This is a genomic window from Gottfriedia acidiceleris, assembly GCF_050457485.1.
Classification (GTDB): domain Bacteria; phylum Bacillota; class Bacilli; order Bacillales; family Bacillaceae_G; genus Gottfriedia; species Gottfriedia acidiceleris_D.
Window position 1 is genome coordinate 157,055 of sequence record NZ_JBCMJM010000012.1, and the last position, 16,008, is coordinate 173,062.

Below are 16,008 nucleotides of genomic sequence, written 5' to 3' on the forward strand. Positions count from 1 at the left end.
TACAAAAACTTTAGAAAAGTAAAATGTATTAAACGCTTACAAAATAAGTCTAAAAGAGGTGAAACATGAGTAAAAAACAACCTAATGCAATGATGTCATTATTAATTTTGTCCATTATTGCAATTTCAACTTCAGCTATATTAGCCAAATGGACAAAAGCTTCTCCATCTGTTTTAAGCATGTATCGCCTCTGGTTTACATGTATATGGATGCTACCATTTGTATTGAAGCGAAAGAATGAATTAAAAGCTTTAAAAAAATCGCATTATAAATCATTCGCTTTAGGTGGATTAATGTTAGCTGTCCATTTTATTTTATGGTATGGTTCATTAGTTTTCACTTCTGTTGCGAGCTCAACTATTATATTAGCTCTTCAGCCATTAGTTGCAATGATTCTTGGATTCTTTGTATTTAAAGAGCGAACGTCTATGCAATCTAAAATATGTATGATTATCGCTATTATTGGTGTATGTCTAATAGGATTCGGCGATATCGGATTAAGTATGTCAGCGTTTAAAGGTGATATTCTTTCATTTTTAAGTGTAATTGCTGCAGTACTCTATTTAATGGTTGGACAAACAACCGTAAAAAATACATCACATTGGGTGTATAGTTTTTGGGTATTCGCATTTTCAGCAGCATTTTTAACAATCTATAATATCGTAACGATGGATAATTTCTTTGATTACCAATCAAAAGATTGGATCATATTTATTGCATCTGCCATTATTCCTTCTTTAGCACATATTATAAATAACTATTTATTAAATTACGTAAATGCTACGACAATATCAATGAGCATACTTGGGGAACCAGTTGGTGCATCTATTTTAGCAGTTTTCCTTCTTCACGAAATGTTATCATCATTTCAGCTAATTGGAGGTACGATCGTAATTGTGAGTGTATTCTTGTACCTATATCAACAACAAAAAGAAGTTACATCAATACAACTGAAAACAGATAATTCTACATCAGCTTAGATCAACTAATTAATTTTAAAAATTTCAAAAGACTTTCAAATCATTCATATGGTTTGAAAGTTTTTTTATTTTTTAACTAAAAATAGGTAGAATAGATAATAGCTATTAGAAAAAAATTCCATAAACTTTTATCCAGCCAATTTAAAGGAGAAAAGAGTTACTTATGAAAAAAAAGAAGAAAAAAGCCAAAAATCCTCTCCATTACATATTTATTTCTTATATCATCATTACATTTTTATTTTCATTCTTATACTTTCTTCCATTTACGCGGATTTCGAATATAAGCTATATAGACAGTTTATTTGTTTCAACGAGTGCGATTAGTGTGACTGGGTTAACAACAGTTAACTTAGTTGAGACCTTTAATGTATGGGGAAAAATACTATTAATGATCCAAATGGAAATTGGTGCAATCGGAATTGTTGTATTTATTAGTTATGGTTTTATGATACTAGGTATTCGGATTACGATTTCAAATTTACTAGTCGTATCGAAGGATCAAAATCAAAGTAGCATTAAGTCAATTAAAAGATTAAGTTTGTCAGTTTTATATACATCTTTATTTTTTCAATTTATAGGTGGACTCTTTTTTTATAGTCAATTTAGAGGGAAATATGACACTGCATTAGAAACTTTATTAGTTACTGCTTTCCATTCCATTGCAAGTTTTACAAATACAGGTTTTGATTTATTTGGAAATAGTTTAATTTCATTTCAAAAAAATAATTTAGTTTTAATAGTAACAGCAGCGTTAATTTTTATAGGTGGATTAGGATATCCGACTATTATGGAGTACATCTATAAATACAAGAAGAAAAAGTCCTTATTTACAAGGATTAATATGCGACTGCATTTTTCGTTTATGATTCTTGGAACAATTGTATTTTGGCTTTTAGAAAAAGGCCATGCGTTTAAACATTTAAATTTTTTTGATCAACTAACAAATTCATTTTTTTTATCTGTTACGAGTCGAAATGGAGGATATGCACCTCTTGATATTGCAGAACTAACATTGCCTGCAATCTTAATCCTTTTAGTGCTGATGTATATTGGTGGAGCTTCGTCGAGTGCAGCAGGAGGTATTCGTTTAACGACCGTTTCGGTCTTAGCTGCAAAGATGTTTTCAGTCATTAAGTCACAGGACGATACAATTATTTTTAGAACAAGTGTAAAGAAAGAGGTTGTTGACCGTGCATTTGTTATTGCGATGAGCTTTATTATCTTAATCACAGCTGCAACGATTATTATTTCGATTTTTGAACCGTTTCAGTTAGATTTAATTTTACTAGAGACAATTTCGGCAATTACAAATACGGGATTATCATTAGGGATTACAACAAATATCCATAGTGTGTCAAAAATAATATTAATTTTACTAATGTTTATTGGAAGAATTGGGATCTTCACACTGATTTATTTCGTATTTCGGGTAGATAATCAAAAATTAAAATATGTTGAAAAAGATTTAGCAGTTGGGTAAGGAGGAGAGTATATATGCCAAAGCAATATTTGGTAATAGGTGCTGGACGTTTTGGTCGAGGAATTGTAAAAGAGTTTGATCGATTAGGTCATGAAGTTGTTGTTTGTGATAAAGATAAAAAGACGTTAGAACAATTAGAAGAGTACACAGAATATGCAGTAATTGGCGATTTGCGTGAAGAGTCTATACTAGAGGACTTAAGTGTAAGTCAATTTGACGCAGTATTTGTAGCGATTGGAACGGATTCATTAGCTTCTATCTTAATTACGAGAAGATTGAAAGAGAGAAAAGTAAAAAGGATTATTTGTAAAGCAAATAATCGTGAAGTTGGTGGGATTTTAGAAAGCATTGGAGCGGATTTGGTTATTTATCCTGAAGAGGAGGCTGGACATAAAGCGGCACGAATGGAAGCGATGAGTGGCATAATCGAATACATTGAAATTACAAAGAACGTTGCAGGTGTTGAAACGGTCATTCCTGAAAAATTGGTTGGTAAAACACTAAGAGAAATGAGTTTTTCGATTAAATATGGCATAACTGTTGTCCTAATTATCCGTGACGGGGAGCCGATGGTTTCGCAAATTGGAGACGTAGTTTTTCAAAGTGGTGATTTAATTTTTATTGTAGGAGAAAAATCAAAAATTGAATTGTTTAAGAAGAAAGTTGGATAAATTTATTTAGGGCTCAATTACAATTACCTAATTGGAACGTTTAAACGTCATAGATGAATATACTAATCCTAAATGACTAATCAAGGATTGGTGTTTTGTAATGAGCCAAGTTATGGAGGTTATTGGGGCCTGGGTGAATGCGATTGGAACAATCAGTTCAGCAATCAGTAGTACACCCATAAGAGGATTAAAGGGAGAAAACCGAAAAAGATGGGAGGATATAAGTTTTCATCTTGATTTTGGTGGGAATTCTTTTCAAGCAATCGGAAATTTAATAGAAGCTTTTTTAGGCGAACCTAGTGTATTAGAAGATGCAGGTGAAATTATCCAAGCTTCAGGTAATGTTACTGTATTATTTAGTTTATTAGCTGCTGAAGCAGAGGAAGAAAAAGTAGAAGAAGAAAAAGATGCAGATCGAGCGATAAAAATAAATATGACAGGGAATGCTCAACAAGCATTTGGTGGATTAATAGCAGCCCTAGAAGAAGTAAGTGAAGAGGAATTTGATGTATCTGGTTTTATGGGAAACTTTTTACAATCGATCGGAAACACATTACAAGTATTGGGTGGTCTTGTAGAATTAGAAATAGAAGATTTAAAGGACTATTTAAAAGAAACTGGGCAAGTAGAACAACCTAGCGATTTATCAGATGGAGTCATATTTGATGTACTTCAAGAATATCATGGCAGTGCGCCTGTACTTGAGGCTAGTGAACTATCGGATGGAATTATTTTTGATGAAGTACAAGAATACACTGGAAGATTCCCAGAAGATGATACAGTTGAACTTTCAATTGAAACTGAAGATCATAATGAAAAAATATCAGAATTAGCAAGTGATTCTTCTAATAAAGAAATATTGAATGAAATAGAATATCTTTTTGGTAGAATACCAGATTACGAACCGATTGAAATACAAGACGAACCGATTCCAAGACAACAGGATGAATCAATTTCTAGCGATCAAGGTGGACCTAGTGATCTGTCAGATGGGGTTATTTTTGATGTACTCCAACAATATGATGAAGAAACTGAAACAAACCCATTAGTGAAGGAATATGAAGAATTAGCATTACTATTAAAATATAGTGGAAGTTGGATTCAAGCTGGCGGTTCAATCGTATCCGTTTACTCTGAACAAAAAGAGTTATTTAAGACGAATGCTGAACAAAAAGAGCAAGAGAAAGAAGAACTAGAAGAGAACAAAAACCCTAGAAGAAGAAATAGAAAGAAAAAATCGGTGGAAAATAAGGTCGAATCCAATCAAGAGAAAAGCAAAACTTCGAAATATACAGAGATAAAGAAAAAGAGCTAACAAAAATAAGCTATAGTGTGGATGTTAGTTCTAGATACATAGATCGTAGAATAAAGCCATTCCTTAAAGGTGTTTAAAATTATCTTGTAGATAATGAAAGAACACAAAAGATAAATCATTGTGATTACACATTTATAAGAGTATTAAAACACTCAATAGTAAACGATTTCAAAATTTTTGATTACATAATAGGCAAACAGGAAAATATTAATAGTAAAGAGAGTGTTTCCTTCATCACGTTTGGATAAGGAATATTAATATTTAAGTATAAAGGAGATTTGCCTATGAAAAGTAGAATGATTAAAATCATTAAAAACTATAAAGTTCAGACATTTGTGTTTGGTGTGGGTGTATTACTTTTGTTCTTAACAATTGTAGTTGGTAGTATTCTATTAAGCAATATACCAAGAGACAAAGATTTGAGATGGAAAGATTTGATGCATACAATAAACGAAATAGAAGCAAAGTCGAATAGATGAGCATTTTTCAAAATTGAAAAATATTTTTTAACGGACTTATATTCGAAATTTTTTGTTAAATATTGGTTGAAGAGTGTTAGACAAAACAGTATAATAGACTTAATTAGAGAGTATTGTCTCTCCAATATATTACGATTCCATAGCTCAGCTGGGAGAGCACTACCTTGACAGGGTAGGGGTCGCTGGTTCAAGTCCAGTTGGGATCATACGATTAAGGAAGCTCAAACCTAAGTATATCAAGGTTTTGGGCTTTTTCTTTGTTTTCAGTTACTTCCATTTTTTGTAATGAATATTATGCATTGCACAAAGACTGCACAGAAACTTCACGAGCATTTTAATTTAATCCAAATTTTTCATCAAAACGATCAGCTGTATTCTTCTGCATTTCTTCATTTGAATGTGAGTAAATACCAAGTGTTGTTTCAACTCTTGAATGGCCCATCCTCTCGGCTACAATTTTCGGGTTCTCACCCATTCTCATTAAAATAGTCGCATGAGTGTGGCGCAAATTATGAAATGGAATGACAGGCAAATTCGCTTTTTTGATGAGCTGTTTAAATTTACGTATTAAGTTTCTAGGCTCTAAGTAATTGCCGTTCATTGCACAAACAACTAAATCGAGGTCTTTAAATTTCTTTATTTTTGATTTCATTTGATCCTGATTAGTTTTATGCTTTTGTAATGAAGTAATGACGCTTTCTGAAATAAAGATTTCACGAAGCGAATGATCGGTCTTTAGCTCTTTTGCAAGAAGTCCTTTATTTTTCGATCGTACTAAGTTTTCTTCAATATAAATGACGCCTTTAACTAGATCAACGTTACGCCATCTAAGAGCTAAAATTTCACCTCGTCGCATTCCAGTAAAAATAGCTAATTGAAATGGGATTAAATAATTTTCTCGTTCGCATACCCCTAAAAAAATTTTTGCTTCTTCAACTGACCAAGTTTGTTTTCTAGTCTTTGAAATTCTTGGAGGTGTAGTTTCCTTTACTGGATTTGTTTTTATCAATTCCCACTGAAAAGCCTTCTGAAACGCTTTTGACAAGATATTATGCATAATTTTTACATATGCGTTCGATAAACCTTCATTTAATTTTGAAGCATAAAACTGATCAATCTCGTAGGTTGTGATTTTAGCTAGAGGTGTTGATTGAAAATAAGGAATTAAATGGACACGTATTACTGTTTGTGCCTTTTCAAAACTAGTTATTTGAACTTCACTTTTGTAAGTTGTATTGACCCAACTTGTAATGAAGTCTTTAAATAATTCTTTTGAAGGTTCAATGAAAATTCCTTCTTCAATTTCATTTTTAAGCCTAGTCATTTCTTCTTGGGCCTCGCGTTTTGTTTTAAATCCACTACGGTATACTTGTTTACGATTACCTGTTTTTGGATCTATACCTGCTTCTATTCGAAATGACCAAGTCTTTCCTACTTTTTTGATAGACATTTTAGCACCTCCAATTTTTTGATGGAGGTAGGGTGTAATTACTAGTTTCCTCATTGAAGTGGTTATTATTCAAATAAAGCATGCTTACCACATACTTTTTCAACTACTCCGATTCCAATTACAACAATATATTAATCATATAAATATAATAATAGGAGGTTCAGATGAGATTTAATTTTTGTTCTTTAAATAGGGTATAAATGTTAAATAATTTTGTTTAGAACAATCAAAAGTTGGTCGTGTTTTTTCCATATCGTTTTTCTAATTTATTAACACATAGTTTTAAGCGTATTAGTGGCAAAGTAAAACTTTCCAGTTCAAAAAATAATGAAAATTTTTATCGGTCGACTTCATTTTAAAGGTTGAACAAAAAGGAAAAGCTCACTTAAGCTTTAAGTGAGCTTTTCGTAAAGGATCTTTCTTCAAAAAATACTTTAAGTTAATATTCCGATTTGTCGCAAAACCTTATCCATCCAACTGAAAGAAATTTATAAGAAAGTTACAATCTAACCTAATTTTTTAGTTTTCTTTTATCATTAAATTGAATAACAAGAATTTTGCGTTCTATAAATGAAATCAAGTTTTTATCAGGATCTAACAAATTTAATACTCTCAAAACTTTAGTATAATTTTCGATTGTAGTATCACTATCAATCAATCCTTTAGTTAATAAAGACGTATATAATCGATCTAATCCATTAACTTCAATTTGAAAATTTGAATTTCCAAGCATTTTAAGATCGTTGGTTTTCCAAAGGTGTATTTTAACATTTCCACAATAAATTACTGCAAAATCTTCTTCTTGATATTCAACTGTAAAGTTCAACTTTTTATAAAATATCAAACTTTCGCTGACTTGAGCGACAGGTATTTGTGGTATTAACCTTAACATTTTCATAAGTTTAGCTCCTTTTTTATATTAATGATTATGCTTGAAAAATATTATTCTTTTAGAAGAATAGGCTCTAAGGTTTCAGTCACTATGTTCTTGTATTTCTAAACCTGTTTGTGCATAAAGGCTCAATGTAATTGCTACATTTGAGTGGGATTAGCAGCTATTCAATTCAGAAAATGATGAAAGACATGAAACTATATACAATAAATATAAACAACCAAGAAATACATTATCTATTAATGAAATCTAATAACGAAAGGCTCCATTAAGAAGCGTTTTTGTTTAACTTGACTTTAGTAATTTGCGATTTTTAAAATTTTATAGTCATTTGTATTACGAACGGTATTTAACTTTTGCGCTCGAAACTGATAGCGCAGAAATCTTTTTATTTAATAGAAAAAATTGATTCTAATGATTCGGTCGCACGTTTCTGAATTTCTAAATCTGTATGCGAATATAAGTCCAATGTAATACCTATATTTGAGTGACCGAGCCTCACACTTACAATTTTTGGGTTAACACCTTTATTCATTAATAACGTGGCGTTTGAGTGTCGAAGCCCATGAAATGCGATCTTTTTCAATCCTGCGATTTCAGTAATCTGTTTAAATTTTCGAACAAGATTACGTGGATCAATTGGTTTCCCATCATATGTAGCGACTACTAAATCATTTGCATGATAATTATTACCCAACTGAAGCTTTATTTTTACTTGCTCTTCCTTTAATTGTTTCAGTAATTCGACAATAGACTCGGGAATTAGGATTTTTCTATTTGAATTCTTACTTTTAGGCTCTTTAAAAAGTAGTCCATGTTCTTTTGTGCGAGTTAAGGCTTCGTTTATTAATAATGTGTTTTCTTTGAAATCAATATTGCTCCATCTTAAAGCAAGTAATTCTCCTCTACGTACTCCTGTGTTCAGCGCCAAGTTGAATGCTACTTTCCAGCGTAATTCTTCACAGTGATCAAGAAACATGATAATTTCAGTCTCATTCCACACTGCTTTTTTTGTATTTTTTATTGAAGGGCCTTTAATGGCTTCCATAGGATTTTTATCAATGATTTCCCAAGTAATTGCTGTATTGAAAGCTTTGTTAAGAATATTTCGCATGGTTTTAATATATGCAGGTGATAAACCTTCTTTGAATCGATCAGCAAAGAATAGTTGAAGATCTAGTGGCTTAATTTCTCTAACAAGAGCATGTTTAAAAGCTGGAATTAACCTATTTGTAACGATGCCAACTGTCTTCTCAAATGTAGTGATTTGCACCTCGTGTCGATAAGTAGTTTCTAACCAATTAATCATTAATTGTGCGAGCGTTTCATTTGAAGGTACGTGATAGCCATCATTTTTAATACTAGTTAATAGCTCAGCTTTAGCTAGTTCGGCAGCTTTTTTAGTAGTAAACCCTGATTTATACAACTGCCGTCGATTGCCTGTCTCAGGATTCTTACCTATATCTATTCGAAATGACCATGTATTCCCTTTTTTCTTGATTGACATATAATCGCCTTCCTAATTTTTATTTATGTGTATTGTTTATTAACCAATTTTGAAACTCATTTGCAATGACTCTTTTGCATTTCCCAATTCGAATCAGTGGGAAGTCTGGAAGATTCATAATTTCATATGCTTTTGCACGAGAGACTTTTAGAATTTTCATAATGTCTTGTGCAGTGTAAATTTCAATGCTCATTATTATAGCTCTCCTTTTATTTATTCATTTGGAACACCAAAATGTAGCTCCTCTAATTGGCGGTTTCTATACATAAGGTTTAATTCCTGCTAACGATCTTCAAAAAATCATTAAAAAATTTTTATTTTTTTTAACAAGGAATATCAATATAAAACGAAAATATATTTATTTTCTTTTTCAAAAAGAGGAGCCGGAAATCAACTTTACCAGCTGAAATTTAAAATAGTAAATTTCAATTCATTCAGGAATAAACTAATTTTTTATAACCTTATATCGATAAATTCAAAAATTAGAGAGCTTTGCGTTCAATAAATGAAATTAAGTTATTATCAGGATCGAACAAATTTAAAAGACGCAATACCTTAGAATGATTTTCTATTGTGTCGTAACTATCAATTATACCTTTAGACAATAAGTTCACATATAATCTATCTAATCCAGTGACTTCAATTTGACAATTTGAAGATCCTACCAATTTAAGATCGTCTGATTTCCAAAGATGTATTTTAACATTGTCACTTGAAATTACCGCGAAATTATCATCTTGATAATGTACTACAAAATTTAGTTTCTTATAAAATATCAAACTCTTTTTAATTTCTGCGACAGGTAATTGAGGAATTATTTTAATAAAATTCATTTGATTAGCTCCTTTTTTATATAAATATTAATGAATTCAGAACAAAAAATATTATGGTTGTAAAAGAAAAAATTTCAGTTGCATGTTCTTGCATTTCAAAATCTGTGCGTGTATTAAGGCTAAGTTGTTCCACCATTTGAATGTTCAAGACGCACGATTACAAGTTTTGATAAACATTTTGATAAGAGTATCGCACTGGAATGGAGCAGTGCATGTATGCTAATTTCATTTAATCCTGTCAATCCTACTAGAATTAGAAATTTAAACTTACTTGTTAACTAAACGTCCACGAAATACCACTTTTTCTTACTGACACAGGTTCACCCGTTTTACACTTATTTATTTTCTATATTCATAGTGTTTATTAACCCTGTTTAAAATTTATTTGCCATTACTTTAAGGATTCTCATTAAGTCTTGTACGGTGAAAATTTCGTAGTTCAAATTAATTCTCCTCCAATAGTCTTCAATGATTTGGTTAGTATAAAATTCATATTTCCATTACGTGATCACCTCTAAGGTTCCTCCTTTAAAAAAACTAGTGAATATCCTTTTTTGAAAAGATATTTTTTCATGCAATTTGTAGTTTCCATTATTAGTAGTAAAAAGAAAGATAAATTAAGGAGTTTTTATGATAATCGGCTTCTAAAAGTTTCAAAATGTTTACTGTTAATGGAAATGACGGATGGAATAGGTTTGCTTTATAAGCTATGTAAAAAGGGTGAACGGAAGCCCGGAGACAAAAAGGGTGAACGGAAGCCCGGAGACAAAAAGGGTGAACGGAAGCCCGGAGACAAAAAGGGTGAACGGAAGCCCGGCGACAAAAAGGGTGAACGGAAGCCCGGAGACAAAAAGGGTAAACGGAAGCAGCCCGGAGACAAAAAGGAATGAACCGAAAAGTCAAAAAAAGTGGCCAGAATATTTTGAGTCAATTTTCTTCTAACATTTATACCGAAAAAAATTTAAAGGTTCCTAGGGTGAAGTTCTTTGTTTTACAGTTAATTTGGAAGTAATCAATTTTATAAAAAGGAATTTTGCAGAATTAATGGGATTGTATAGCCCGGATTAAAAATCTGGAAATACATTTTAGAGGTGATTTAATGAAAAACGAATTTGAACTTCCTATTACGATTGAGCGATTATTGAAATTCTTAACAACAAACGGTGAAAAGTATCAAATTTCAGAGACCTTTATTAAACGGTATAGAACGTCTTTACAAGTTCTATATCCAAAATTGGAGGATTAGAACAATGAAACTAGATTTAATAAATGTGGTTAATCTATTTGATACAAAAACTATAATTGTAGTTTTTAATGGAGAAAAAAATGATCATTTCTTTGAACAAATTGAATTTGAACAAATTGAATTTGAACAAATTGAATTTGAAGAAATAGACGTTGATGAATTTGAAGAAGAATAGTTTGGTAGAAAATGGATGAATAAAATTTTCCCTCTAAGTAGAATCTATTTAAAAATTCCACCTGGAGGGAAGAACATGAACAACAAAATAATTTTAAATGTAATAGATGAAGAGAATAACATGGGGCAAGAGTTTATTAATAGGATGTTACTTAGAATCTTTATGCAAGAATTGAACATCCCTTTGCAAATACAGGGAAATGTAATTGTTTCAGTTGACGATTAAAGGAGAGTGAATTTATGAGAAATAGAAAGTTTGGAATTGAGCATGTGCATGCACAAAAATATGTTGTTATTTATATTCGAGTAAGTAATGAAAAGCAGGACTTAGAACTTCAAATTAAAATGGGAAATCAATTCAAGAAAAAATATGAGGAAGAGGGATACGAGGTATTAATATTTAAAGATCATGGGAAATCTGCAATGAAACTACCAATTCATCAGCGAAAAGGTTTATCAGACTTTTTAATGCTCGTAAGACAAGGAGCTGTTAAAACACTTCTAGTTTATGAGCGCACAAGATTAGCTAGATGGTTTTTTGAATATTGTATAATTGCAAAAATACTAATTGAGCATAAAGTTGAAGTTGTTTTTACGATTGGAAATCACTATGAACCATTTTCTTCAGATTATAGCGCTGAATGTGTGCAAGCAGGAAGAGTGCACGGAGAAAGTTATAATTTATATTCGAGACTTATTGATAAAAATTATTACAATCCAAGCAGTAAATATGGATATATAAAGTGTAAAGACGATGATGGCAACAATTTATTTGACCCGGATCCTGTGCAATCAGAAATTATAAAAGAAATGTTTAATGATGCAACTTCAGTTGCTAATAAGGATGAATTCACCCAACTTGTTAAAAAATATAAAAGTATTACCGAGAAATCAGCCAAAGATATTATTAGATATATAAAGGACTCTTTTTATACATCTTACCTTTTTTTTGGTAAAAATGAACGTCGTGAAAAAGAGTCTAATATTACACCTATTATATCGGTTGAGCAATATGATGAGGCGATGAAAAAAGTTGGACCATATATAACTGAGTTCGAACAGGCAGTAGAAAAAAGAATCAAGTATAATTTCATCAATCCCAAATGCTCAGAATGTAATGAGTATATGAAACTTGAATATAGTGGTCTTGAAGATTATGGGCGATATATATGTAATAGAAAAGTTCACAAGAATATAAAAGTGATTATTGATCAGGATAGATATAATACTATGTTAATAATTGCTATGAAAACAATTCTAGTTAAAATGTTATCTTCTGAAAATGAAAAGCTATCAAGTAGAGAAATAAATAAATATTTTGCTGAAAATAAAGTTGTATTGAATAAATTGAAGAAGTTAGAACAGGACCTTTCAAGAAATATTGCACTTGAAGTGGATCAAAAAAAGTTGGATAAGAAAATGGAAGAATTATTAAGTCTGAAAGTGAAAATAGAGAATGTACACGCTGTTTTAACACAAATTGAAAAAGCCAAGTTGATGTTAAAACAATTTAAAGAAAAGATAAATCTTCAAAACTTGAATTACTTAGCGGATCTAGAGCTTTTATTAGATGCTCATTTGCTTATCAAAGATATTTTTTTGACACCTGAGAACAATATGAAAATGGATGTTTATTTCAATTGGTTATTACAAGAAAATGAGGTAATTAATATATGAGCAACCAGCAGCTAGAACAATTAATTAATCGATTGCCTTCAATTGAAGATTTTAAAGATAATCAAAATATTGAATTTGCTACAATCCTGTGTCGTACAAGCGATAAAAAACAAAGGAATAATTCATCGCTAGAGACGCAACTTAAAGTTTGTATTAATTCGGCAAATGAAAAAGGAATTACAGTGGTTAAAGAACTTATATATATTGAAAAAGAAACATCTGCATATCGAAAAAAGATATTAGACAGGTCGTTAATGGCCAATATGAAAACAATGATTTTAAAAGAATATCGAATAACAACATGTTATTTCTGCAATATTGACAGACTTGATCGAACGGGTGATGAATTTCTAAACTTTGTATTATTGCCTATTCAGCGAGTTAATCGTCGAGTTGAATTTATTGATGTAAAAAGTGGAGAGAAAATCGACCCACTTGATCCAATGATGATTCAAAAGTTTGTTGCAGCAAATAGTGAATCATCAACTAAAAGTAAAAATACTTTGGCGTATATGCATTTAGAAATGATTGATGATGATATAAAACCATCGTTTAAATCTCCATATGGATATAAAAAGGACAAGGATGGAAGCAATATTATTAATTACGAACAAGCTGGAATTGTCAAATTAATTTTCCTATTATATTCAAGCGGTCATAGTATGGAAGACATTGCAAAGATACTAAGTGATGCAGATGTTTCTACAGCTACAAATGTAGGTAAATGGGAAAAGCAACAGATTAAAGACATCCTAAGTAACGACACTTACCGTGGTACACTCGCACGTACATTTAAAAAAGGTGAACATGAAGGGAAAAGATTTGAGAAATCAAACTTTACAGATAAAATTATTCCTACGTATCTAAAGGATTTAGTGGGAAAAATGAAGGTATTAAAAGATAAGTATGGAAAATTAAAAACACCGTTTTTATTATCTAATTTTCTATGGTGCGATCAATGCCAGCAATACATGCTCTCAGTTAATAATACACCTAAAAATGCGAAAAAAAAGTATTTATCGTACCAATGTAATTGTAAAGACAAACAAATTAAGAAGATTCATACTGTAGCAATTGAGCAGATTCATGAAGTAGTAATAAATATCATTGAAAAGAAATTAAACAATGTTAGAAAAAATAATTATAGAAGTATTAAAGTGGATTTAAAAGTCTTAATGGAAGAATTAAGAGAGCTTATTATTGTTAAAGAAAATGAACTAGAGATATCAAAATCGAATTTATTAAAAGCAACTAATATGGATAATAGTAGTTTAATTTCTATCATTAAACACGAACGTAAATTGATGTTAGATGAGTTAGAACTACTTTACTATCAAATTAAGAAGGTTGAAGATTTACTTGGTGGAAATGATGAGAGCAATTTTATGGAATTGTTTAATGTGGATTTTCGTAAGCTTTCTTTAATGGAAAAACGTTTGATGATCGTGTTATTTGTTAAAAGAATTAAGGTGAAGTTTGGTGAGTTTAAAGAGAATCCAGTAGTATCGGCAGAGTTCGATCTAACGGCAGGATCATTCTTTTTTTGATAATGGGAATCAAGGGCTTGTATCTGTGCAAGCTCTTGTTTTTGTAATGCTAAATTGTTAGATTTACTAAAAATCGAATTTAGTGAAAATCATTATTTTTGATTTACTAAAAATCGAAAGTGTTATTTTTACTTTATATTGAATCAGATCAATATTTGAAGAATCCCTATAAATCAAGCGGTTTTTAACTATAAATATTCGGAAATAAGTAAGGTTTAGGATCCTAAACCTTACTTATTTCCGAATTTTTTTGAGAATTTTACTTAAAATCGAATTAAATTGATGAGATTATATGGCTAATTTACCATTCAATACTATCTTACAAATTATTAAGTAATTATATGTTTAATCCGTTTCGATATTTAGGATCTATACTTATTAATTTTCATATTTTGATCGGCTGATATTTTAATTATTTAAGAAAGTTAATTGTGTCGAAAAATTTATTACTTTTTAAAATAAATTGCTTAAAACTCTATGTAAGTATCCCCATTCGAAATAATTCAGCAACAGCATGCGAACGATTGTTAGTTCCCAATTTATTAATTGAAGATTTTACATATTGTTTTACCGTTATTTCACTAATAACCATAGAAACGGCCATTTCTTTTGTACTCTCTCCGTTCGCAATTCTTTTCATAACTTCTAACTCTCTTTTACTTAATTTTGTAGTATTTTCTAATTCTCTGTTTTTATTAAGAAATTTGCCAATTAATTTTCCAAATAACGTTAATGATGATAGTAATTCTTCTTTAATAATTTCTTTGTTAGTAAATTCAATTGAGATAATATATCCAACAACTACTGTACCAAAGGTAATAGGAACAACCACAATTGAGTTAGCCTCGGAAGGTAAGATATACTTACTACTTGTTTGTTTCAAATACTCAATTCCTGAACAGTACTTTACTTTATTTTCACTAATAGCTGAATAAATGATAGGAATAGACCGAACATCATCTCTTAATTCTCTAATATGACCTAGAATATCAGTTGATGTAAGAGAAATAATCCCTTCGCCAAGATATCCTAAATGTGAGTATCTACATAATAATGCTTTCTTAACTGGAAAGAGTTTCAAAAAAGTCTGAAGAATTTTATAAATTTGTTCTTCATGACTTGAAATAAGGTCGAGCCTTCGAACATGCTCCTGAATGGTATCTTTAGTTGTCATCATTTTACCTCCTTTTTAGTGATATTACATATACAAAATAACGAATATTCAAATTATACAAAAAAACATAATCTTAAGATAGCCCTAATGATTACTCAAATCTCATATTGAGTGAAAATGATTAGATAGAAAGGGAGATGTATATTGGTTAATTTTGATCCGCAGCAGAATTTCAATTTCCTGTACAAGTAGAAGATGCATTCGATGTATTAAAATGTGGAAAAGATAATGTCATATCATTTTATGGAAACGCTTCCATTTTTTGTGTTATGCAGTGATAGCACAGGAGGAAATCTTGCAGCTGATGTTTTACTTATTTCTAAAGAGCTAAACGGTCCGAAAATTTCAGGCCAAATTGAGGGGATGGCATATTCTACTCGCCTAATTCAAGAAGGTAACATAGTCGAAAATTTTTACGAGAAAGAATTAGTACACGGGTATTTTACAAATGTGGCAGTATTCTCTGAAAACATCAAAAGAACAATTACTAGAATTAGTGAGTTTTAAAAAAGATTGATCAAAATCTGTTTGATAAAGTTTAAGATATTTGCTTATTATTCTATCAAAAATTAATGGGAGGAAT

The 16,008-nt window shown here is 30.6% G+C and carries 18 protein-coding genes and 1 tRNA gene; 13 read left to right on the forward strand and 6 right to left on the reverse strand.

From position 1 onward, the window contains the following. Positions 1 to 65: 65 nt before the first annotated feature. The 6 genes from ABEY15_RS13845 (at position 66) to ABEY15_RS13870 (ending at position 5,131) form a co-directional block, all read left to right on the forward strand. Entirely contained in the window at positions 66 to 980 is a 915-nt protein-coding gene (locus tag ABEY15_RS13845; RefSeq protein WP_429890694.1) for a DMT family transporter, read from the forward strand. Positions 981 to 1,143: 163 nt separating this feature from the next. Further along, positions 1,144 to 2,460: a potassium transporter TrkG gene (locus ABEY15_RS13850; RefSeq protein ID WP_429890695.1), complete on the forward strand. Its 1,317-nt coding sequence runs from the start codon at positions 1,144 to 1,146 to the stop codon at positions 2,458 to 2,460. A 14-nt stretch (positions 2,461 to 2,474) separates the two neighbouring features. Next, positions 2,475 to 3,131, forward strand: coding sequence for a potassium channel family protein (locus ABEY15_RS13855; protein ID WP_429890696.1), 657 nt, complete (start codon positions 2,475 to 2,477; stop codon positions 3,129 to 3,131). 100 nt (positions 3,132 to 3,231) lie between these two features. Continuing rightward, on the forward strand, positions 3,232 to 4,446 hold the full coding sequence (locus ABEY15_RS13860; protein WP_429890697.1) for a DUF6944 family repetitive protein: 1,215 nt from the start codon (positions 3,232 to 3,234) through the stop codon (positions 4,444 to 4,446). Positions 4,447 to 4,730: 284 nt separating this feature from the next. Further along, entirely contained in the window at positions 4,731 to 4,925 is a 195-nt protein-coding gene (locus ABEY15_RS13865) for a hypothetical protein (protein ID WP_429890699.1), read from the forward strand. A gap of 133 nt (positions 4,926 to 5,058) precedes the next feature. Further along, positions 5,059 to 5,131, forward strand: a tRNA-Val gene (locus tag ABEY15_RS13870). Between the two features lie 128 nt (positions 5,132 to 5,259). Here ABEY15_RS13870 and ABEY15_RS13875 read toward each other — a convergent pair. The 5 genes from ABEY15_RS13875 to ABEY15_RS13895 form a co-directional block, all read right to left on the reverse strand. Next, positions 5,260 to 6,375, reverse strand: coding sequence for a tyrosine-type recombinase/integrase (locus ABEY15_RS13875; RefSeq protein ID WP_429890700.1), 1,116 nt, complete (start codon positions 6,373 to 6,375; stop codon positions 5,260 to 5,262). A gap of 511 nt (positions 6,376 to 6,886) precedes the next feature. Beyond that, on the reverse strand, positions 6,887 to 7,273 hold the full coding sequence (locus ABEY15_RS13880; protein WP_429890701.1) for a hypothetical protein: 387 nt from the start codon (positions 7,271 to 7,273) through the stop codon (positions 6,887 to 6,889). A 382-nt stretch (positions 7,274 to 7,655) separates the two neighbouring features. Further along, positions 7,656 to 8,774, reverse strand: coding sequence for a tyrosine-type recombinase/integrase (locus tag ABEY15_RS13885; RefSeq protein ID WP_429890703.1), 1,119 nt, complete (start codon positions 8,772 to 8,774; stop codon positions 7,656 to 7,658). Between the two features lie 19 nt (positions 8,775 to 8,793). Beyond that, positions 8,794 to 8,967, reverse strand: coding sequence for a helix-turn-helix transcriptional regulator (locus ABEY15_RS13890; protein WP_429890705.1), 174 nt, complete (start codon positions 8,965 to 8,967; stop codon positions 8,794 to 8,796). 289 nt (positions 8,968 to 9,256) lie between these two features. After that, entirely contained in the window at positions 9,257 to 9,607 is a 351-nt protein-coding gene (locus ABEY15_RS13895; RefSeq protein ID WP_429890707.1) for a hypothetical protein, read from the reverse strand. Between the two features lie 572 nt (positions 9,608 to 10,179). Here ABEY15_RS13895 and ABEY15_RS13900 point away from each other — a divergent pair. The 6 genes from ABEY15_RS13900 to ABEY15_RS13925 all read left to right on the forward strand — a co-directional run bounded on the left by ABEY15_RS13900 (position 10,180) and on the right by ABEY15_RS13925 (position 14,251). Beyond that, a complete protein-coding gene (locus tag ABEY15_RS13900) occupies positions 10,180 to 10,497 on the forward strand; it encodes a hypothetical protein (protein WP_429890709.1) in 318 nt (105 codons plus the stop codon). A gap of 209 nt (positions 10,498 to 10,706) precedes the next feature. Further along, positions 10,707 to 10,853 carry a hypothetical protein gene (locus ABEY15_RS13905; RefSeq protein WP_429890711.1) on the forward strand — a complete coding sequence of 49 codons (147 nt, stop codon included), beginning with the start codon at positions 10,707 to 10,709 and terminating at the stop codon, positions 10,851 to 10,853. Between the two features lie 4 nt (positions 10,854 to 10,857). Then, entirely contained in the window at positions 10,858 to 11,028 is a 171-nt protein-coding gene (locus tag ABEY15_RS13910) for a hypothetical protein (RefSeq protein ID WP_429890713.1), read from the forward strand. A 75-nt stretch (positions 11,029 to 11,103) separates the two neighbouring features. After that, positions 11,104 to 11,253, forward strand: coding sequence for a hypothetical protein (locus ABEY15_RS13915; RefSeq protein ID WP_429890714.1), 150 nt, complete (start codon positions 11,104 to 11,106; stop codon positions 11,251 to 11,253). Between the two features lie 14 nt (positions 11,254 to 11,267). Continuing rightward, on the forward strand, positions 11,268 to 12,704 hold the full coding sequence (locus tag ABEY15_RS13920) for a recombinase family protein (RefSeq protein ID WP_429890716.1): 1,437 nt from the start codon (positions 11,268 to 11,270) through the stop codon (positions 12,702 to 12,704). Continuing rightward, positions 12,701 to 14,251 (forward strand): recombinase family protein, encoded by a 1,551-nt coding sequence (locus tag ABEY15_RS13925; protein WP_429890718.1) that lies wholly within the window; start codon positions 12,701 to 12,703, stop codon positions 14,249 to 14,251. Before ABEY15_RS13920 ends, ABEY15_RS13925 begins: the two co-directional genes overlap by 4 nt. Positions 14,252 to 14,726: 475 nt before the next feature. Here the strand turns inward: ABEY15_RS13925 and ABEY15_RS13930 are convergent, their stop codons facing one another. Continuing rightward, entirely contained in the window at positions 14,727 to 15,425 is a 699-nt protein-coding gene (locus ABEY15_RS13930) for a helix-turn-helix transcriptional regulator (RefSeq protein ID WP_429890719.1), read from the reverse strand. Between the two features lie 228 nt (positions 15,426 to 15,653). Here ABEY15_RS13930 and ABEY15_RS13935 point away from each other — a divergent pair, with 228 nt between their 5' ends. Continuing rightward, positions 15,654 to 15,932, forward strand: coding sequence for a hypothetical protein (locus ABEY15_RS13935; RefSeq protein ID WP_429890721.1), 279 nt, complete (start codon positions 15,654 to 15,656; stop codon positions 15,930 to 15,932). The last annotated feature ends 76 nt before the right edge of the window (positions 15,933 to 16,008 follow it).